The organism is Geosporobacter ferrireducens (genome assembly GCF_001750685.1).
GTDB lineage: Bacteria > Bacillota > Clostridia > Peptostreptococcales > Thermotaleaceae > Geosporobacter > Geosporobacter ferrireducens.
Genome location: NZ_CP017269.1, coordinates 2,784,866 through 2,805,936 on the forward strand (window position 1 = coordinate 2,784,866; position 21,071 = coordinate 2,805,936).

Sequence of the window (21,071 nt, forward strand, 5' to 3'; positions counted from 1 at the left end):
GCATTCTGAAATAACTATAGAACAAAGGATAAAATTAAAGCACCTAATGTTCCTCCAATTGCTGCGGAAACGATTGTAGGCATTGCTTTACTGAGGCTCGCCCCAGAATAAACAGCTCCTGCCAATAATCCGAAAGCTGCTGCCCATGCCATATCAATCCAAGCACCGCCTGATTGGTAAATCAATCCTACGCCATGATTTAGTGTCCAAGTTGTGCCAACGATAAATGCTGCTGCAAACCATCCACCCGCTGGTCCAAAAGCTTCTACCAATCTACCCCAGCACATACTAATTAGAAATGGAAATATAAAACCGCCAACAAAAGTTGCTATCATCAATCCAGGTGTCATATTGTAACCTCCTTTCACTTCCTAATATTTTAATTTTTTATGCCTCTTCTTTTACTTCTTCAGATTTCTTTGCTAAATCATTTTGGAACATAACTGCTACGATACCGCCTGTCATACCACCTAGAATCACGATAATTAGTGTAGGTAAAGATTCGATTAACGGTGTAATAGAACCTGCTGAGAAAACAGGTCTTAATGTACCGCAGATCGCAATACCCATAGCCATATCTACGAATGCGCCTGGATTATCAATGATTCCAATAAAGTGATTTAAGAACCACATGATACTGATGATTATAAAACCTGCAAACCATCCACCTGCAATACCATAAGCTCCAGCAAATGCTCCCCATACGCTCATAACAAACATACCAGCGATGGCAAAACCTACAATTGATCTGAACATTTTCATTCTTTCACCCCCTATAGATTTAAAAGTATTATTTTACGCAAAAGGTAAACGTTTACCTTTTGCGGTAAAAACAGTAGACTAAAAGTACCATACCTCTTCTCGGGTTGTAGAAATGCCCATGGCACCTGCCTTTAAGCTTTCAATCACATCCTCTTTATCCTTGATTAATCCTCCAGCAATGACAGGAATCCTTGTTTCTTGATGGATGGTTTTGATCACCTTTGGCATGATTCCAGGCAGTATTTCAATCGCATCAGGCTTTGTAGCATGAATGGCCTTGATACCGGTTTCTAAAGAGAGCGAATCTAGAATAAAAAGTCTTTGAATAGCAAAAATGTCTAGATCCTTAGCTATCTTGATTAGATTGCTTTTAGTCGTTATAATTCCATCGGGTTTTATGTTTTCATTAATATATTTTAGTGCTACGGCATCCTTTGAAAATCCCTCCATTAAATCTATATGGATATATATGAACATGTCTTCATTTTTAACCCTATCTACGATACTTTTTAGATTGAAAATATTCCCTGCAAGTAAAAACATGATTTCACTGGGAGATCGAATGGCTGATTCTAACTTGCTTATATCTTTTACTGCCGCAACAATCGGATTTGCTTGAATCTTGCTGTAAAATTTATTTCCCATTTAACTCAACCTCCACAGAAAAACAATGCAATATTCGTGCCAAACAAAAATAGTCTAAATATTCTAATTTCCCAGCTTTATCAGAACCCGGCTCTGATACTTTTTCCCATAAACGGCCTTCTTTTCTTTTTATGCTTGGTAAAAAGTATCAATCATTACAATTATTCAACATACTCCATTTTCATTAGTATTCTATATTGATTATGAAAATCCTTTTACTTGATATTGGGATTTTACTGTAATTTATCGAAATATTAAGATAATTTTTTATCTTAATTCTTTGCCGAATGTATAATTTTTTGTCTTATAGCTATGCGATTGAAAATCCTAATTTATGCTCGTTATTTTTCTGATTTCAACAGATAGAAGATGATCTGTTAGCAGTGCTGGAAATCGAGTAGCTAGAAAACAGGATAATTAGTCCTGTTTTCTTTGCTCTCACAGAACCGGACTTACGTTTGCCGTATCCGGCTCCTGAAATTTCTCACCGAACTAATAGTAATTCGACAACAATCCAACTTCATATTTTTGTATGTCAATGAGGCCAAGTTCATCAAAGTACTGCTTAGGCAGTATCTGATGTATAATACGGGCATTGGAATTCTTCCACTTGGCTACCGCCATCTTTAAACCATTCCCTTTGATTCCCAACCTTCTCATTTCTTTATGCATTGCCTTGTATGTTTTCCATTGTTTCATTTTCACCATTCTCAATCTTATTCCACCATCTGGCTTTTCGATCTCTACTCTTCTTACTGGACTAGGCTCATATTTGTTGGTTTTTAGTTCTTCATGAAGAAACTTAATGTTTAGTTCTGCCATAGCGCCAAAATCAGAAACAGTTTCTCCATCTATCCCAGGAGCTCCATTGTTTCTTTTGACTCTCTTAAAGGCTAGTTCTAAATTTTCTTGTCGATAGATTTTATCGATAAGGCTGTACCATTTCTTCATGATTTCCCTCCTTTGTTGCTGTATCTTCCAGTATCCTTTGTTTAGGCTATATGTTCTTCACTAGGTTTACAAGACGTCTCTAGCTCTATGGCAATCTTATCTTTATTCTCCTAATTACTTCATATCTATGTCGTCAAGATCGTTCGCAAGTTTTCTTATGCCAACTATTCGTACCTTCCAGCATCTCAGCCTTCTTTTAACATCTTTACCCTTACTTAAAATTCCTTCTGATACACTTTGAAATCTCTTCCGCCCTTCGCATCTATCGTAAACTTTTGACCTACGATAGCCATATCAACCCTGTAATATGTCACCTGAGTTTTCCCCTCCATGGAATTACTTCCTTTCATTGGCTTAGGTTTTGTCACTACTACGGCTTCATCTGCATACTGCACCCTCATATCACCTCTTGCTTTCGCTTGTAGGTGAAACCTACAGCTTCGAGTACAGCACTTCCAAGGTTAAGTTGCTCCGCCTGCTGTTAAAACGACCATCATAACACATGTAGCTCAGCTAATTTTAGGACGTTCCCATTATATGGAGGGTTATCCGCTACATATGCCACCACTGGTTCACTTACGTTTCGTTCCAACAACCGCCATCAGCTTCCTTCAGACCCTTTCGTCGCCGAAAACGCCCTTGCTTACAGCTTGTCTTCCCATTAGCTAGGTGACAGGTTATCTTTCAAACCATCGGCTCGGCAACATGCCTCGCAAACATATAACGGGCAGACACAAGGCCTGCCCCTACGAAAATCAGGTATTGTAGGGGACGGTCTCGTGTCGTCCCGAGTAAAATTAAATTTTACAGTCACAGACCTATACGCCAATAAAATTTTGAATACGAATAATAGTGGATTTGCCTCTCCTTTAATTTACAGTCCCTAGAGAGGCAAATCCTTTATTTTACTTTATGGTTCTTCTTATTGAATCATATCCACTGCTTCTTTTGGTACGTAGAAAACTTCACCATTAAAGATGGTTAATCCTTTCATCTTTATAGATTGACCGTTTTTGATAACAATATTTTTAAATGCAGGAAACTTTAACTCTATCTTGTCTTTTGTAACAGTCAGTACAGGGTTTTCTTTATCGGATTCATCTAAGCTTACTGTTGCTCCTTTTGCCTTAAAAGCAGCCTGTGCTGCAATAAACAGCTTTTCGTTGGATTCTTTTAAATTTAATTTAAGAACACTTTCAATGTATTTTGCAATATCTGTATTTTCAACAACTCCAGTTAATCTTTCACGGTTCGGACTATATACATATAGTGCAACTTCTTCACCTGTATGACCTTCTGTTGTCCAGCCTAAGAAAGCTCTCTTGCTGATCATTTTTCCAACAGCATAGTTTAGCTTCGTTTTTGCTGCAGCTTGAATAGCAGTTATCTCTTCTTCTGTTAGATCATCAATGCCATAGTATTCCTTCATGACTTCTACCACATTGCTCTTATCTGCATTGAGTTTCGATTCAACGCCCTCTCCTGTCAGTTTCGCTTTCTTCAAAGGATCGATGAAGGTAGAGAGTGGTAGGTTATCATAGTTTTTATTTGTATCCCAATTGCCGATACTCAATCCGCCGGTTCCATGGTCAGGAGCAACAATTACTATAGTTTCTTTATTTTCCTTCGCAAAATCTAAAGCTACTTTTACGGCTTGGTCAAAGGCTAATACATCGCTGATGGTTCCAATAGGATCATTCGCATGATTTGCCCAGTCGATCTTACTGCCCTCTACCATTAGGAAGAATCCTTTTTGTTTCTTAGACAATACTTCAATGGCTTTTTCTGTCATCTCTGCTAAACTTGGCTCCTTCTCAGGATCTCTGTCAAAATCATAGCTCATAGCATCATCTGCAAACATTCCCCATAACTTATTACCCTTAGCATCAGCTAATTCTGTAGGGGTTGTAACATAGTCATAACCCAATCTCTTTATTTCAGCAATCATATCTTCCTGATCGCTTCGTCCTTCTTTCACTAGATATTTTTTTCCTCCACCTAAAACTACATCTATTTCAGCATAAACTTGCTGCTCTCCTAAAATTTCATATTTATTTCTGTCTGGATAATGAGCTGTGAAGTCTGCAGGTGTTGCATGTTGAATATTTGAAGTAGCAACAATTCCTGTCGCTTTACCTGCAAGCTTTGCTGCCTCTAATACTGTAGCTACAGGCTTTCTTTCATCTCCTGCTGCAATAGGCTTTTGTCCTGGCATATCTGCCACATCTGGTAATACAGATATAAATCCTGTATGAGACTTAAATCCTGTAGCCATCGCTGTGCCTGCAGGTGCTGAGTCTGCAATGGCTGCATCAGCTGAATATGTTCTTATTAGCCCACAGGCCATTTCATCCATAGCCAATGGACCACCCCCATTATACCATCTAGCTAGTGTTGTACTGGTAATATTCATGCCGTCAGGAATCAGAAGAATAACATTTTTGATCTCCGCTTTCTCGTTGGCTTGTACCCCCACGGTACTTAACGTCATAATTAATAAGAGTACAACTAAAAGCAATGATAGTCTTTTTTTGTTATTTAACATATTCATACCCCCTGTAATTTTTTCATTCTATAACTCTGCTACCCTCCTTTTTAAATATTATCTACTCTATCCCAAAACTACTCAGAAACCCCCATCTCTGAATAGTTTAAAGCAAAATATGCACTATTCCTTATCTCCAAATCGATTTTCAAACAAAGCCACTACTGAATCCATGGCAGCAGCTTCATCTTCTCCATAGACATATACCTTTATTTGATCCCCCTGTTTTGCCTTTAAGGTCATCAGAGAAATAATACTTTTACAACTTACTAATCTTCCGTTGTATTCAACTTCAATATTACTCTTAAACTTACTTGCTTCTTTAATCAGTGCAGTAGCTGGTCTTGCATGAAACCCTTCTTTGTTTAGTACTTGCAAATATCGTTCTAGCATGGTTTCATCCTTTCTATAATTTGCTTGTATTTCTACATTCCTCTGCTGTATCCTTTACTTGTTGTAGGGTTCCTCCTACGGAAGCCTGAACCGCTGCTGCAATGGCCCCTTCAACCACTGGAGCGTCTGCGATTAAAATTCTTCCCTGTTGATCCATATCTAAAAACTCTATAGCCATCTCAGAACTCATAATCGCACTGCCTAAATCCACCAGGACTACGACACCATCTCCAGTGTCAGCTTCAAGAATCGCATCCCTTATCTTATTGGGATCTGTTCCAATTTCTCTATCACTCATTCCACCTGCATCAACGATTTTGATATCACTTTGAATCATTTGCATACTCAATTCCTTTACCCCTTTTGCTATTTCGTAGCTATGAGAAACAATAACTAATCCTACCATATCTAGGCCTCCCTCACTAACACATCAGAAATCGCCTTTAGCATGAGATAGCTTGAAGTAGCACCTGGGTCTTGATGCCCAATGCTTCTGTCTCCAAGATAATTGGCTCTCCCTTTCTTTGCTGCGATGGTCTTCGTAAAAGCTACACCGCCTTCTGCTGCTTCTACAGCTTTCGCTATCGCACTGATTAAAGCTTCTCCGCTTTCCACGGAAGCTTTAAGTGCCTCATGAGCAGGAATTAATGCATCTAGCATTGTCTTATCTCCTTGTGCGGCCTTTCCTCTTGCCATAATACCTTGAATAGCCTCATCCATTATTTTTACAGCATCTTCTGGACTGATTTCCATCTTATTGGCCACAACTTGACCTGCTTTCATAAAAGCAGTCCCATAGAGCGGTCCCGAAGCACCACCAACCGTTGAGATTAGACCCATAGCTACGGTTTTTAATATGGTACCACAATCCCTATCTTTCACTGCTTCAACCTTGTCCTTAATGGCACGAAAACCCCGATCCAAGTTTATACCATGATCTCCGTCTCCAATTGCCTGATCTAGATCCGTTAAAAACTGTTTATTGGTTCCGATTACCATTGTGATTTCTTCTATTATTTTTAGTAACTGATCTCGATGAATCATCTTCTGCACCTTCCCCTATTATTGATTTTCTAGCAATAAGCTATCTATCCTATACTTTTAATTTTTTAGCCGTTAGCCGAAGGGTATTTACACTACAACTTATTTTAGATGAACCCATGCTTGTTCCCCATCGGCTAACGATTGAAAAGAGTAGGAATAGAGAATTTCTCTATTCCTACTCTCATTACTTTATATTTGTACAAATGCAGGTGTATCAGCAGTAGCATCTAATAGCTCTTTTAATTCATCATCAAGCTTTAGGATGCTTACAGAACCCCCAGCCATTTCTAATGAAGTCATGTAGTTTCCAACCAATGTCTTATAGACCTTAATTCCCTTTTCTTCCAATAGATTACTAACTTTTCTGTTCATGATATAAAGTTCCATCAATGGAGTCCCGCCTAAACCATTAATCATCACAGCTACTTCACTGCCGCTATAATCAATATCTGCTAGAATTTTTTCTACCAAATGCTCTGCAATTTCATCTGCAGGCTTAATAACATCTTTAAAAGTTCCCGGTTCTCCATGGATACCCAAACCCATTTCCATTTCATTTTCTGCCAGCTCAAAGCTTGGTTTTCCAGCTGCAGGAACTGTACAAGGAGTTAGTGACATACCCATAGACCGTACATTTTCGATAACTTTTTCAGCTACCGCCTTCACTTCGTCTAAATTCTTTCCTTTTTCCGCAGCAGCACCAGCAATTTTGTGTACGAATACGGTTCCGGCAATTCCTCTTCTTCCGGTTGTCCATGTACTATTTTCTACCGCAACATCATCATTTACAACAACACTGGCAACTTGAATATCTTCCATTGCAGCCATTTCTGCTGCCATCTCAAAGTTCATAATATCTCCTGTATAGTTCTTAACTACTAATAAGACCCCTGCACCCCCATTTACAGCCTTCACGGCTTCAAAAACTTGGTCTGGTGTAGGAGAAGTGAAAACTGCACCTGCTACAGCGCCATCCAACATTCCTTTTCCTACAAATCCTCCATGAGAAGGTTCATGTCCGCTGCCGCCGCCACTGACCAAAGCAACTTTGCCTTGTATTGGTGAATTGGCACGTACCAGCACATTGAATCCATCAAGCTTCTTTACATATTTGGGATGTGCTTTTACAACGCCTTCTAACATTTCTTCTACTACAAATTCTGGATTGTTGATTAATTTTTTCATAAAAATTCCCCCTTTTCGGTTAATTTATTTTAATTTTTCGGCACAACATTAGCATGCTTTTGCTCAACACTATTCTATGCATAGACAAGCCTTAGCATGACCAACATTATTAATTATTAATATAGCAAAAATGATGCCAAATCAAATCGTTTGAAAATTCCATATTGTTATTTTTTTACTTGACAGTTTTTATTAAAAAAAGAATAGAAGTTGATAAAATTTATCAACTTCTATTCTTCGGATATGAGATTATATTTTCGAGCTTTTAATGCAATGGTGCGATGAGCCAATCCTAAGGCCTTTCCTGCACGATTAAAGGATTTATGTTTTTGTAGTGCTTTTTGGATAATTTGTTTTTCATAAGCCGCCATGCTCATGACTTCTCCATTCACTAAATTAACCAACTCTACTGTCTTCGGAGTATTCTCTGACTTAAGATAACCGGGCAGTGCATCTTCATCCAGTAACTCTCCCTCTCCTAAGGCCAATGCTCTTTCAATAATATTTTCTAATTCTCTAATATTCCCTGGCCAATGATATGCCTCTAAAAGTCCCAATACATTCTTCGAGATCCCTTTAACTGTCATGTTTTCTCTTTTACTAATCTTTTCAATGAAATGTTCTGCCAACAGGGGAATATCTCCTTTACGATCCCGTAGGGGGGGCAGTGTAATGGGAATTACATTTAGACGGTAATATAAATCCTCCCGAAAGCTCCCCTGCAGCATAGCCTGTTCCAGATTTTTATTCGTAGCTGCAACTACTCTAACACTGCATTTTATGGTCTCTAAACCTCCTACTCTTTCAAACTCCCGTTCCTGCAGTACTCTTAAGAGTTTTACCTGCATATCACGACTAATATCCCCAATTTCATCAAGAAAAATCGTACCATGATTAGCTAATTCAAATTTTCCTAATTTCCTTCGAATGGCACCCGTAAAGGCTCCCTTTTCATGGCCAAAAAGCTCTGACTCCAAAAGACTTTCGGGTATAGCGGCACAATTTACACGAATAAAAGGTTTGTTTTTCTTCTCACTAGTTTGATGAATTGCCCTAGCCAGCAGCTCTTTTCCTGTACCACTTTCTCCCCGGATTAATACGGTAGAAGAAGTTTTTGCTGCCTTTGAAGCAATCGTCAAAATCTCTCGCAGCGATCCGCTTTTTCCAATGATCCGCTGAAATGCCTCATCAAATTTATCTTTACGATATAGTTCTTCCTGAAAATACTTTACCTTTGCCTCTGCTGCCTCCAGCTTTTCCATCATTTTTTGAAGCTCCGTTACTTCCTTTGAGGTAGCCACAACCCCCTTCATCATTCCATTAATAAAAATCGGCGAGGCATTGGAAATTATTTTTGTACCATCTTCTTTTTGAATTCTAGCACCCAGCTTCTTTTTTCCACTTTTTAATACTTCAATGCCTACATCTTGGGCAAAAGTATCAGATATGTTTTTTCCCAGGATTTCCTGACGCTGTACTTGCCACATTTCCTCAAAGGCCGGATTTACATAGGTAATAATACCTTGATCATCTACCATAGATATGGCATCATGAGCATGCTCTAATATATTGTGAAACCTCTCTTTTAGTTCCTTCACGGATTCTAATGCACTAGAAAGACGGTCTATTTCTGATATATCTTGAAAAATAGCTACTGCTCCTACAATTTTATCTTCTACAATTACAGGCGTTCTATTGGTAATAATTGTAGTCTTACCGATTTTTTGTCTGGCGCCCTTTACTTCTTGTCCTGTTTTTAGAACCACATGAAGTTTAGAGTCCTCTAGAACCTCCTGGGCCTTTTTTCCGATCACATTTTCGCGCTTTAAACCAGTGATGATCTCCGCAGCTCGATTGAATGTCGTTATATTGTTATTTTCATCTACTACGACCAACCCATTAGATAAACTTTCGAAGATTTTTTCACTGGTCAAGGTAGCATTTTCGATAATGGTATCCATTTCATCAATATTTGCTTTGTCTATTTCTATTTGTCCTGACAGGTATTGGGTCATTTCCTGTAATGCCTCCGCCCCCTTTTCGCCTTGACAAAGCAAGGTCACTTCATCCCCAGACTTGACTCCTAAAGAAGTAAGGGCTACCATACTGGTAATAGGAATTTTCTGCTTACCACTTTTCTTTTGAATAAACATATAAACACCATATTGATTGTTAATCTGATTGGCCCGAAAGACAATCATAGCTGCAATTCTTGCATGAATTCCCTTGTAGTTATGGATGATCACATTCATTCTATGTTCCAATATCTTCTCCCCACCTTTACGCCAATAATTTCATCCTGATGCTTTATGCCTGTTTTTCTCAATTCTTATATAATTTTCTTCATTATATCTCATTTTTCCTAAAAGAACAAAGAATCACGACTGATGTACTAAAAATTTACAATAAAAAACCGTGGTCAAACCACAGTTTAATAATATAATCCTCTCTCTTCCACCAGCTTCAGCATATCTGTTAAATTTTGCTCATGCTGTTGTTCTTCCAGGATAATCGTATCGAAAATTTCTTTTGCCTTTTTACTGCCATACTTATCCTTAATTCCATTATAAAACTCTATACTTTTCTGCTCTGCTACAATACCATTTTTAAGTACATCTTCCGGTTCTTTTACTCCTGTAATATCTCCCATGTTCAAGAAAAAGGCATCAATATTCGCTTTTTGCACAATTAGATTTTTTTCATCTTCACTGAGTTCTCGCTCCCCTTTCTCGATCAAATCATTATACAACTCGCTAAAAAGTTCATAATGCTTTTTTTCTTGATCTCTAAGGGTAATAAATAAATTCTGAATTACTGGCACTTTAAAAGCTTCTACGGCCTTCTCATAAAATCTATATCCCTTCTTCTCAATAGCCTGTGCAATTACAGCTGCCGATAATGGTGTTAATGCATCAAACATCTTATCCCTCCCTATAATTTCTATCTTTATCATTCTTACCCAAATTTCTATCTAAAACACATGTATGGTGTATTCATGAAAACAAAAAATAAAAATCTAAGGGATCTGAAAGAATACTTTTCCCCGCTGCCATATTTAAAATCAGCAAATACAAAAACCTCAGAAGAAAATCTTCTGAGGTTTTTTAAAACCAGCAACGACCTACTCTCCCAAGGCGCTTCCGCCTAAGTACCATCAGCGCTGAAGGGCTTAACTGCTGTGTTCGGTATGGGAACAGGTGTGACCCCTTCGCTGTAGTCACTGGATTTTATGAAGTTAGAAGGCATATACCTTCAAAACTGAACCATGAAGTTAGAGAAAATACATTTGGTCAAGTCCTCGACCTATTAGTATCGGTCAGCTGAAGACATTACTGCCCTTACACCTCCGACCTATCAACCAGATAGTCTATCTGGGGTCTTACTCCTTGCGGATGGGAAATCTAATCTTGAGGGGGGCTTCGCGCTTAGATGCCTTCAGCGCTTATCCCGTCCGTACATAGCTACTCAGCCGTGCTCCTGGCGGAACAACTGATACACCAGAGGTACGTCCATCCCGGTCCTCTCGTACTAAGGACAGCTCCTCTCAAATTTCCTGCGCCCACAGCGGATAGGGACCGAACTGTCTCACGACGTTCTGAACCCAGCTCGCGTGCCTCTTTAATGGGCGAACAGCCCAACCCTTGGGACCTACTACAGCCCCAGGATGAGACGAGCCGACATCGAGGTGCCAAACCTCCCCGTCGATGTGGACTCTTGGGGGAGATAAGCCTGTTATCCCCGGGGTAGCTTTTATCCGTTGAGCGATGGCCCTTCCACTCGGAACCACCGGATCACTAAGCCCGACTTTCGTCCTTGCTCGACCTGTACGTCTCGCAATCAAGCTCCCTTCTGCCTTTACACTCTACGCGCGATTTCCAACCGCGCTGAGGGAACCTTTGGGCGCCTCCGTTACTTTTTGGGAGGCGACCGCCCCAGTCAAACTGCCCACCTGACAGTGTCCCAAAGCCGGATTCACGGCTTATGGTTAGAACTCCAGTATTACAAGAGTGGTATCCCAAGGTTGACTCCACCTAGACTGGCGTCCAAGCTTCCAAGTCTCCCACCTATCCTGTACATGCAATACCAAAATCCAGTGTCAGGCTACAGTAAAGCTCCACGGGGTCTTTCCGTCCTGCTGCGGGTAACCAGCATCTTCACTGGTACTACAATTTCACCGAGTCTATTGTTGAGACAGTGCCCAAATCGTTACGCCTTTCGTGCGGGTCGGAACTTACCCGACAAGGAATTTCGCTACCTTAGGACCGTTATAGTTACGGCCGCCGTTTACTGGGGCTTAAGTTCAGTGCTTCACCTTGCGGTTAACACGTCCCCTTAACCTTCCAGCACCGGGCAGGCGTCAGCCCCTATACATCGTCTTTCGACTTAGCAGAGACCTGTGTTTTTGTTAAACAGTCGCTTGGGCCTATTCTCTGCGGCCACCTCGAGCTTTAACACCCTACCGTGGCACCCCTTCTCCCGAAGTTACGGGGTCATTTTGCCGAGTTCCTTAACAATAGTTCTCTCGCTCGTCTTAGGATTCTCTCCTCACCTACCTGTGTCGGTTTGCGGTACGGGCACCTAGATCTAACTAGAGGCTTTTCTTGACAGTGTGGAATCAGTCAGTTCGCTACTTAAATTTCACTCCCCATCACCTTTTAGGATTGTTAGAACGGATTTGCCTATCCTAACTCCCTACGGGCTTAGACGCACACGACCAACGGTGCGCATGACCTATCCTCCTGTGTCACCCCATTGCTCAAACAATCTTCGGTGGTACAGGAATTTCAACCTGTTGTCCATCGCCTACGACTTTCGTCCTCGGCTTAGGTCCCGACTAACCCTGAGCGGACGAACCTTCCTCAGGAAACCTTAGGTTTTCGACGGGTGGGATTCTCACCCACCTCTCGCTACTCATGCCAACATTCTCTCTTGTATGCAGTCCACCACTCCTTACGGTGTGACTTCTACCCGCATACAATGCTCCCCTACCCCTGATGTAGAACCAGTACTACCCTCTAGGTTTTAGCTTTTTGGATCTTGGCGTAAGTTTTCTCGCTCTTTTAGGTAAGCTCGAAATCTTTCGCGAAGATGTCCTTCATCCCGTTAGGGATTTTCCTAAAGAATACTATTGGTTCTACATCAAGCCGTAGCTTCGGTGACAGGTTTGAGCCCCGGACATCTTTGGCGCAGGATCACTCGACTAGTGAGCTATTACGCACTCTTTAAATGAGTGGCTGCTTCTAAGCCAACATCCTAGTTGTCTGTGCAATCCCACATCCTTTTCCACTTAACCTGTACTTTGGGACCTTAGCTGACGGTCTGGGCTGTTTCCCTTTTGACCACGAAACTTATCTCACGTAGTCTGACTCCCAAATATAAGAATACGGCATTCGGAGTTTGATAAGCTTTGGTAACCGGTGAGGGCCCCTAGGCTATTCAGTGCTCTACCTCCGCATCTCTTCATTTGAGGCTAGCCCTAAAGCTATTTCGGGGAGAACCAGCTATCTCCGGGTTCGATTGGAATTTCTCCGCTATCCACAAGTCATCCCAGCCTTTTTCAACAGACATGGGTTCGGACCTCCACGAAATTTTACTTCCGCTTCATCCTGCTCATGGATAGGTCACCCGGTTTCGGGTCTACGGCATGCAACTGTATCGCCCTCTTAAGACTCGCTTTCGCTGCGGCTCCGCTGCATAACAGCTTAACCTTGCTGCATACCGTAACTCGTTGGCCCGTTCTACAAAAAGTACGCGATCGTCCATATAAAGGACTTTCACTGCTTGTAAACATAGGGTTTCAGGTTCTCTTTCACTCCCCTCCCGGGGTTCTTTTCACCTTTCCCTCACGGTACTATACGCTATCGGTCACCAGGTAGTATTTAGCCTTGGGGGGTGGTCCCCCCTGCTTCCCACAAGGTTTCACGTGTCTCGTGGTACTCTGGAGTATACTCAAGACTTTAGTCGTTTCATCTACAGGACTCTTACCTCCTATGGTGGGCCTTTCCAGACCGCTTCGACTACAACTGCCATCTCTTAACGAGTATATCCGCAACCCCAAGAAGAAATCTTCTTGGTTTGGGCTAATCCCCTTTCGCTCGCCGCTACTTAGGGAATCGAGTTTTCTTTCTCTTCCTCAGGGTACTTAGATGTTTCAGTTCCCCTGGTATGCCTCCTCACTACCTATGGATTGAGTAGTGGGTAACTGGGTATTACCCCAGCTGGGTTCCCCCATTCGGAAATCCCCGGATCAATGCCTGCTTGCGGCTTCCCGAGGCTTATCGCAGCTTACCGCGTCCTTCTTCGGCTCCTGGTGCCAAGGCATTCGCCCTATGCTCTTTATAACTTGACCAGAAATTGTATTTTGATTCTCTCTTCATTGTTCAGTTTTCAAGGTACATTTGAAAGACATTAGTCTCTCAAAACTAGACAGTGTAAGAAAAAGCCTTAGCTCCTTAGAAAGGAGGTGATCCAGCCGCACCTTCCGATACGGCTACCTTGTTACGACTTCACCCCAGTCACTCATTTCACCTTCGGCAGCTGCTTCCTTGCGGTTAGCCCACTGACTTCGGGTGCCCTGAGCTCCCATGGTGTGACGGGCGGTGTGTACAAGACCCGGGAACGCATTCACCGCGGCATTCTGATCCACGATTACTAGCAACTCCAGCTTCATGTGGGCGAGTTGCAGCCCACAATCCGAACTGAGACTGGCTTTTAGGATTTGCTCCGGATTACTCCTTCGCTTCCCGTTGTACCAGCCATTGTAGCACGTGTGTAGCCCAGAACATAAGGGGCATGATGATTTGACGTCATCCCCACCTTCCTCCGAGTTATCCCCGGCAGTCTCTCTAGAGTGCCCAGCTTCACCTGCTGGCAACTAAAGACAAGGGTTGCGCTCGTTGCGGGACTTAACCCAACATCTCACGACACGAGCTGACGACAACCATGCACCACCTGTCTCTCCGTCCCCGAAGGGATTTCACCCGTTACGGCTAATGCGGAGGATGTCAAGTCCTGGTAAGGTTCTTCGCGTTGCTTCGAATTAAACCACATGCTCCGCTGCTTGTGCGGGTCCCCGTCAATTCCTTTGAGTTTCACTCTTGCGAGCGTACTCCCCAGGCGGAGTGCTTAATGCGTTAGCTGCGGCACCGAGGGCTGTCGCCCCCGACACCTAGCACTCATCGTTTACGGCGTGGACTACCAGGGTATCTAATCCTGTTCGCTCCCCACGCTTTCGTGCCTCAGCGTCAGTTACAGTCCAGTAAGTCGCCTTCGCCACTGGTGTTCCTCCTAATATCTACGCATTTCACCGCTACACTAGGAATTCCACTTACCTCTCCTGCACTCAAGCCAATAAGTTTCCAAGGCTTACTACGGTTAAGCCGTAGCCTTTCACCCCAGACTTTATCGGCCGCCTACGCACCCTTTACGCCCAGTGATTCCGGATAACGCTTGCCCCCTACGTATTACCGCGGCTGCTGGCACGTAGTTAGCCGGGGCTTCCTCCTAAGGTACCGTCATTCTTCTTCCCTTAGGACAGAGCTTTACGACCCGAAAGCCTTCATCGCTCACGCGGCGTTGCTGCATCAGGGTTTCCCCCATTGTGCAATATTCCCCACTGCTGCCTCCCGTAGGAGTCTGGACCGTGTCTCAGTTCCAGTGTGGCCGATCACCCTCTCAGGTCGGCTACTGATCGTCGCCTTGGTGAGCCTTTACCTCACCAACTAGCTAATCAGACGCGGGCCCATCCTATACCGATAAATCTTTGACCGACTCTCCATGCGAAGCATCGGTGTTATGGGGTATTAGCACACCTTTCGGTGTGTTATCCCCCTGTATAGGGCAGGTTGCCCACGCGTTACTCACCCGTCCGCCGCTAGATTGCTTCGTAGCAAGCTACTCCACAACCCCGCTCGACTTGCATGTGTTAGGCACGCCGCCAGCGTTCATCCTGAGCCAGGATCAAACTCTCAAATAAAAATGCTCGCTTCGTTCAAATTATATTGAACGGGTTTGCGCTTGCGCGCTATATTTGCTGGCTTTAATTCTTACACTGTTTAGTTTTCAAAGACCAATTTGCTTTGGCGCCTTAGCGACACCGACTTAAACATATTATCATATTTCTCATCTTATGTCAACACCGTTTTTTTTGGTAGTTTTTAGTACCTTTCTTTCGGTAACGACAAGTAATATTTTATCATCTTCTTGCGCTCCCGTCAACCACCAGTTTTTTCTAATTCTTTGCGGTGACGACAAGAACTATCTTACCATGGACATAGACTTTGGTCAACTGTTATATCCTACCACATCTCCCCTGCCGCCCCTAGGAAAATCCTTACCTTATTTTGTTGTTATGAAAGCTAAGCGGGCAGACACAAGGCCTGCCCCTACGAAAAATTTTTAAACTTGCTGATGGATAAATTCCTCGAACTCCTTCAATATGTAATGATCTTTTCCCTCCAAATAATCCTCAGGAACATCAAAGGTCTTAACATAAATGCCTTGCTTTGCTAGCATTTCCAACAGTTCTTCCATAAAAACCCCTTTTTCTCTTAATGTATCACAGGATGGACTTCCTTCAATACCAAGAATCCCTACGATACTATATCCCTGGGTTATATATTCTCCAAACTGTTTCAGAATGATTTCTAAGATCTCTCGACTATGTTTTCGATATCCTTCTGTATCATATTCCTGCTTTGTCATTGGCGGCCGGTTTTCACCCAAAAATGTAAACTCTGGACAAGGCAGCTGCACAATGGCAATATTATTTTCTAAAATAATTTGTATGATTCCATTAAACCCACCCTTTGCCCGTTCCCACCCTCGAATAACCGCGTTCTGATTGAGAATACAGTGGGCGGTAAAGAGTATTCTTTTTTTTCTATGCATCTTTTGTGATCTCATCCTCTTCCATATCTCTCTTTGTAGTCTGTCCTTTTAATAGCTCCTTTGGCAGTTTTTGGATTAAAACCGCTACTAAGAGACAACTGCCAATCTTATCAACAAAGTTCCCATAAATTCTAGGAATAAAAGCTGCGGTAAATATTTTTTGTCCACTGTTTAATAGCCATGCAAAGATTAAATCTGTACCACCACCAGTTAACCCTCCGTATACCCATACAACAATCGGTGTTCCGATTAAAGGTGCTATGACAGACAGTATAAGACCTGTAATCCCTGCAACCTTTAAGTCAAACTTCCACCGCTTTGCTGCAAAACCAACGATAATACCTATGGCAATGTTTACAACAGCAAAAGGCAAGTTTTTGGGATTGGTAATCATACTTTGTATAATATTGCTTAACCCTCCTGTAAGCGCACCAGCCCATGGACCAAATATTGCTGCAACAAATATGGTTCCGATCGTATCTAAAAAAAGCAGTGGAATTTGCAGCGTTTGTACAACTGTACCAAAAACAATATTAATAACAATCCCTAGCGCAGCCATAACCATGGCATTCGTTGATGAAAACACTGAATTTTTCATGATAAATACCCCCCCTTATTTACTATCATCATTAATTATATTCTCCTTATAAAAAATAAAAAAATTGAGTTTTTCTATAGACAAAACGATTGCAATAGAAATGTCCTATTATATAATTTTTTTCACTTTTTATTTTCTCCCCGAAACCCTCTTTTAAATAAATAGATTCTGTTAACTTTGAAAATAATAAAAGAAAAGGAGGCGTATATCATGGCAGAAAACAGATTTAAGGAAAAAAATCTATCGATTCCTGTTGAAAATCAAAGGACTGCTGCCTGGGCAAATATTGAAAAAATGAAAAAGGTATCAAGAGTTCCTATTCCCTCCGATGTTCAAGTAAAAAATGCGAAGGAATATGTAGATACCAATGAAAAGTAAGTGTCTTTCTCAAGACTCCTTTTCCTTTTAAAAAATGGAAATCCACCAGCGTGTGGATTTCCATTTTTTTGTATTCTAATACTGCATTTCTGCTAATCGTCGATAGGTATCATATCGATCTCGTGCATGCTTTTCCGCTTGTGTAAACAGTTCGTCTGCAATATCGGGGAAAGTATTCATAATTTGAGAGTAACGGATCTCTCCTTCTATAAACTCTCTGAAAGAAGCCTTTGGCTCCTTAGAATCCATGATAAATGGATTCTTACCCTGTTCTTTTAGCCTTGGATCATAGCGATACAGATGCCAGTAGCCTGCTTCTACTGCTTTTTTCTCCTGAGCAACGCTGGTACCCATACCCGTTTTTATTCCATGACTTACACAAGGTGCATAACAGATTACAATAGAAGGCCCTTTATAAGCTTCTGCCTCAGCCATTACTTTGACTACGTGATTCATGTTAGCGCCCATAGATACTTGTGCAACATAGACATAGCCATAACTCATAGCGATTAAGCCTAAATCCTTCTTGCGCACCTTCTTTCCTGCTGCTGCAAATTTCGCTACAGCAGCGGTAGGCGTTGCCTTAGAGGACTGCCCTCCGGTATTTGAATAGATTTCCGTATCCATAACCAGTAAATTAACATCTTCTCCTGTAGCCAGCACATGGTCTAAGCCGCCAAAACCAATATCATAGGCCCAGCCATCTCCTCCGATAATCCATATGGACCGTTTTATCAAGAAGTCCTTTTTCTCCAAGATTTCTTGTACCATAGGATCATTCTTATACTGATCATCTTCAATCACCGACAAAAGTTTTTTCGTAGCGGCTTTTGACGCTTCACCATCATCCATGCTGTCTAACCATTCTTTAAACACTTCTTTTCGCAGCTGATCTACACCTGCTTCTATCGCCTGTTTCATTAGGATTGCTAAACCTTCCCTTACTTTACTGGCGCCTAAATAAAAACCATAACCATACTCTGCATTATCCTCAAAAAGAGAATTAGCCCACGCAGGTCCCCTTCCATCCACATCTGTGGTATAGGACATAGATGGTGCACTGGCACCCCAGATTGAAGAACAGCCTGTGGCATTGGCAATCATCATCCTGTCTCCATAGAGCTGTGTCAACAACTTCACATAGGCAGTCTCTCCACAGCCAGCACAAGCTCCGTGGAACTCCAGCAGCGGTCGGGCAAACTGACTTCCTTTAATTGTCTTTTTATCCATCACATGATCCTTTTCTGTAACCGTCATGGCATATTCCCAGTTTTCAGACTGGCGAATGGTTTCTTCCTCAGCTTCTACCATTACCAAAGCCTTTCCCGGAGCAGGACAAATATCCGCACAGTTGGCGCATCCTGTACAATCCATTGGACTGATTTGAATCCGGTATTCATACTGTTCCAAACCCTTTCCCACAGCTTTCTTTGTTTCAAAGGTATGGGGCGCTTTATCCTTTTCTTTTTCATCCAATAAGAAGGGCCTTACTACAGAGTGGGGACAGATATAAGAACATTGATTACATTGAATACATTTATCCGTCTGCCACTGTGGAATCAATACAGCAATACCTCGTTTTTCATAGGTAGTCGTTCCCATCGGAAAGGTTCCGTCCTCCATACCTTTAAAGGTGCTAACAGGAAGTTCATCGCCTTCATTCCTTGCCATCGGTCGTTGAATACGCTTTACAAATTCCGGTTCGTCTTTGATTGGCAGCGGCTCATCCTCTGCATTGGCCCACGCTGTAGGTACTTCTACCTTTATCAAGCCTTTGACCCCTGCACCTACAGCCTCAATATTCATGTCAACAATTTTTTCACCCTTCTTGCCATAGGTATCCACAATCGCTTCCTTCAGATATCCAACCGCATCTTCCAGAGGGATTACATTGGCAAGCTTGAAGAAGGCAGATTGCATGATCATATTGATCCGGTTGCCTAATCCAATTTCGTCAGCTATCTTAATCGCATCAATGATATAGAAATGAATATTCTTTTTTGCTAAATATCGCTTCAGATAGGACGGCAGCTTCTCATCCAATTCATCCACGGACCATGGACAGCTCAGTACAAATGTCCCTCCATCCTTTAATCCTTTTAGAATATCATAGTGATAGATAAAAGATTTGTTGTGACAAGCAATAAAATCTGCATTATACACAAGATAAGGAGATCGAATAGGTTTTTTCCCAAAGCGAAGATGAGAGATCGTAGTCCCTCCGGATTTCTTACTATCATAGGAAAAATATCCTTGGGCATATAAATTAGTCTTATCTCCAATAATTTTAATAGCATTCTTGTTTGCGCCTACAGTACCATCTGAACCTAATCCCCAGAACTTACATCGAATGGTTCCTTCCGGTGAGGTTTCTACAATATCTTTCTCTGGAAGGGAAGTATTGGTCACATCATCTACAATCCCGATGGTAAATCCATTCTTCGGTTCATCGGACATCAGACTCTTATAGACAGCAATAATTTGAGATGGTCTTGTATCCTTAGAACCTAATCCATAACGACCGCCTATAATCATGGGCTTTGTATCCTTATCATAGAAAAGGGCCTTTACATCTAAATAGAGTGGTTCACCTATGGCTCCCGGTTCTTTTGTTCTATCCAATACAGCAATACGTTTTACAGATGGTGGAAGTGCACCAAAGAAATACTTTGGTGAAAAGGGTCTGTACAGATGTACTTGAATCAACCCTACTTTTTCTCCTTTTGCCATTAAATAGTCAATGGTTTCTTGAATGGTATCACATACAGAGCCCATGGCTACAATCACATATTCGGCATCAGCTGCACCATAATAGTTGAAGGGTTGATAATCTCTTCCCGTGATCTTACTGATTTCATACATATAATCAGCCACAATATCTGGAACCACCTCATAATATGGATTGGCAGATTCTCTTCCCTGGAAGTAAATATCCGGATTTTGTGCCGTACCTCGCATAACCGGATGTGCAGGGTTTAAAGCACGATCCCTAAATTCTCTTAATGCATTTCGATCTAAGAGCTTATCTAAATCATCATAATCCATTACTTCAATTTTTTGATATTCATGAGATGTTCTAAATCCATCAAAGAAATGCAGGAAGGGTACTCTAGACTTGATTGCTGCCAAATGGGCAACACCGCCTAAATCCATAACCTCTTGTACGCTACTGGATGCCAGTAGGGCAAAGCCGGTCTGTCTTGTAGCCATCACATCCTGATGATCTCCAAATATAGATAATGCATGGGCTGCTACAGCACGGGCACTTACATGAAATACTGCCGGAAGCAGTTCTCCCGCCATCTTATACATATTTGGGATCATTAAAAGAAGTCCCTGTGATGCAGTATAGGTTGTGGTAAGTGCACCAGCTTGCAGAGATCCATGTACCGTACCGGCTGCTCCCGCTTCTGATTGCAGCTCTGCTACTCTTACAGTTTGACCAAAAATATTTTTCTTTCCATAGGCGGACCACTCATCAACGCCCTCGGCCATCGGCGATGAAGGGGTTATGGGATAGATCGCAGCTACTTCGGTAAAAGCATAGGATACATATGCAGCAGCTTCATTTCCATCCATTGTTTTCATCTTTCTTGCCATCATCTTTCCTCCCTCTGGTTAAAATCCTTTATAAATGTTTCAGAGAATAGTATTTGAAATTTTTGGATTATCATACATACA

Annotated in this window: 16 protein-coding genes and 3 rRNA genes; 1 reads left to right on the forward strand and 18 read right to left on the reverse strand. The window is 41.9% G+C overall.

The genetic code is table 11. The annotated features are described in order from the left end of the window. Positions 1-14 precede the first annotated feature (14 nt). From Gferi_RS13050 to Gferi_RS13130, 17 genes are all read right to left on the reverse strand, one after another. Positions 15-350 (reverse strand): Lin0368 family putative glycerol transporter subunit, encoded by a 336-nt coding sequence (locus Gferi_RS13050; protein ID WP_069977152.1) that lies wholly within the window; start codon positions 348-350, stop codon positions 15-17. A 37-nt stretch (positions 351-387) separates the two neighbouring features. Next, the gene (locus Gferi_RS13055) at positions 388-762 is read right to left on the reverse strand and encodes a Lin0368 family putative glycerol transporter subunit (RefSeq protein WP_069977154.1); all 375 of its coding nucleotides are present in this window, start codon (positions 760-762) and stop codon (positions 388-390) included. A 78-nt stretch (positions 763-840) separates the two neighbouring features. After that, a complete protein-coding gene (locus tag Gferi_RS13060; protein WP_069977156.1) occupies positions 841-1,407 on the reverse strand; it encodes a glycerol-3-phosphate responsive antiterminator in 567 nt (188 codons plus the stop codon). A gap of 492 nt (positions 1,408-1,899) precedes the next feature. Then, positions 1,900-2,358 carry a hypothetical protein gene (locus Gferi_RS13065; protein WP_069977158.1) on the reverse strand — a complete coding sequence of 153 codons (459 nt, stop codon included), beginning with the start codon at positions 2,356-2,358 and terminating at the stop codon, positions 1,900-1,902. A 215-nt stretch (positions 2,359-2,573) separates the two neighbouring features. Beyond that, positions 2,574-2,753 carry a hypothetical protein gene (locus Gferi_RS13070; RefSeq protein WP_207645821.1) on the reverse strand — a complete coding sequence of 60 codons (180 nt, stop codon included), beginning with the start codon at positions 2,751-2,753 and terminating at the stop codon, positions 2,574-2,576. A gap of 527 nt (positions 2,754-3,280) precedes the next feature. Next, entirely contained in the window at positions 3,281-4,903 is a 1,623-nt protein-coding gene (locus tag Gferi_RS13075; RefSeq protein ID WP_069977161.1) for an alkaline phosphatase, read from the reverse strand. Positions 4,904-5,026: 123 nt separating this feature from the next. Further along, a complete protein-coding gene (locus Gferi_RS13080) occupies positions 5,027-5,296 on the reverse strand; it encodes an HPr family phosphocarrier protein (RefSeq protein WP_069977162.1) in 270 nt (89 codons plus the stop codon). Between the two features lie 13 nt (positions 5,297-5,309). Beyond that, a complete protein-coding gene (gene dhaM / locus Gferi_RS13085; protein ID WP_069977163.1) occupies positions 5,310-5,702 on the reverse strand; it encodes a dihydroxyacetone kinase phosphoryl donor subunit DhaM in 393 nt (130 codons plus the stop codon). 2 nt (positions 5,703-5,704) lie between these two features. Further along, a complete protein-coding gene (gene dhaL, locus Gferi_RS13090; RefSeq protein ID WP_069977164.1) occupies positions 5,705-6,340 on the reverse strand; it encodes a dihydroxyacetone kinase subunit DhaL in 636 nt (211 codons plus the stop codon). A 189-nt stretch (positions 6,341-6,529) separates the two neighbouring features. Then, on the reverse strand, positions 6,530-7,525 hold the full coding sequence (dhaK, locus tag Gferi_RS13095; protein ID WP_069977165.1) for a dihydroxyacetone kinase subunit DhaK: 996 nt from the start codon (positions 7,523-7,525) through the stop codon (positions 6,530-6,532). Between the two features lie 230 nt (positions 7,526-7,755). Next, positions 7,756-9,789, reverse strand: coding sequence for a sigma 54-interacting transcriptional regulator (locus tag Gferi_RS13100; RefSeq protein WP_207645822.1), 2,034 nt, complete (start codon positions 9,787-9,789; stop codon positions 7,756-7,758). A 167-nt stretch (positions 9,790-9,956) separates the two neighbouring features. Then, positions 9,957-10,445 (reverse strand): ferritin family protein, encoded by a 489-nt coding sequence (locus tag Gferi_RS13105; RefSeq protein ID WP_069977166.1) that lies wholly within the window; start codon positions 10,443-10,445, stop codon positions 9,957-9,959. Positions 10,446-10,633: 188 nt separating this feature from the next. Continuing rightward, positions 10,634-10,750, reverse strand: a 5S ribosomal RNA gene (rrf, locus tag Gferi_RS13110). A 61-nt stretch (positions 10,751-10,811) separates the two neighbouring features. Continuing rightward, a 23S ribosomal RNA gene (locus Gferi_RS13115) occupies positions 10,812-13,874 on the reverse strand. Positions 13,875-13,981: 107 nt separating this feature from the next. Further along, positions 13,982-15,500, reverse strand: a 16S ribosomal RNA gene (locus Gferi_RS13120). The 16S, 23S and 5S rRNA genes sit together here, the layout of an rRNA operon. A 422-nt stretch (positions 15,501-15,922) precedes the next feature. Next, a complete protein-coding gene (locus Gferi_RS13125; protein WP_069977167.1) occupies positions 15,923-16,414 on the reverse strand; it encodes a CD3072 family TudS-related putative desulfidase in 492 nt (163 codons plus the stop codon). Continuing rightward, the gene (locus tag Gferi_RS13130; RefSeq protein WP_069977168.1) at positions 16,407-17,012 is read right to left on the reverse strand and encodes a CD3073 family putative ECF transporter S component; all 606 of its coding nucleotides are present in this window, start codon (positions 17,010-17,012) and stop codon (positions 16,407-16,409) included. The genes Gferi_RS13125 and Gferi_RS13130 overlap by 8 nt, the downstream gene beginning before the upstream one ends. A 210-nt stretch (positions 17,013-17,222) precedes the next feature. Here Gferi_RS13130 and Gferi_RS13135 point away from each other — a divergent pair, with 210 nt between their 5' ends. Next, positions 17,223-17,390 (forward strand): CDIF630_02480 family spore surface protein, encoded by a 168-nt coding sequence (locus Gferi_RS13135; protein ID WP_069977170.1) that lies wholly within the window; start codon positions 17,223-17,225, stop codon positions 17,388-17,390. 75 nt (positions 17,391-17,465) lie between these two features. Here the strand turns inward: Gferi_RS13135 and nifJ are convergent, their stop codons facing one another. Next, positions 17,466-20,990 carry a pyruvate:ferredoxin (flavodoxin) oxidoreductase gene (nifJ, locus tag Gferi_RS13140; protein ID WP_069977171.1) on the reverse strand — a complete coding sequence of 1,175 codons (3,525 nt, stop codon included), beginning with the start codon at positions 20,988-20,990 and terminating at the stop codon, positions 17,466-17,468. Positions 20,991-21,071: the final 81 nt, after the last annotated feature.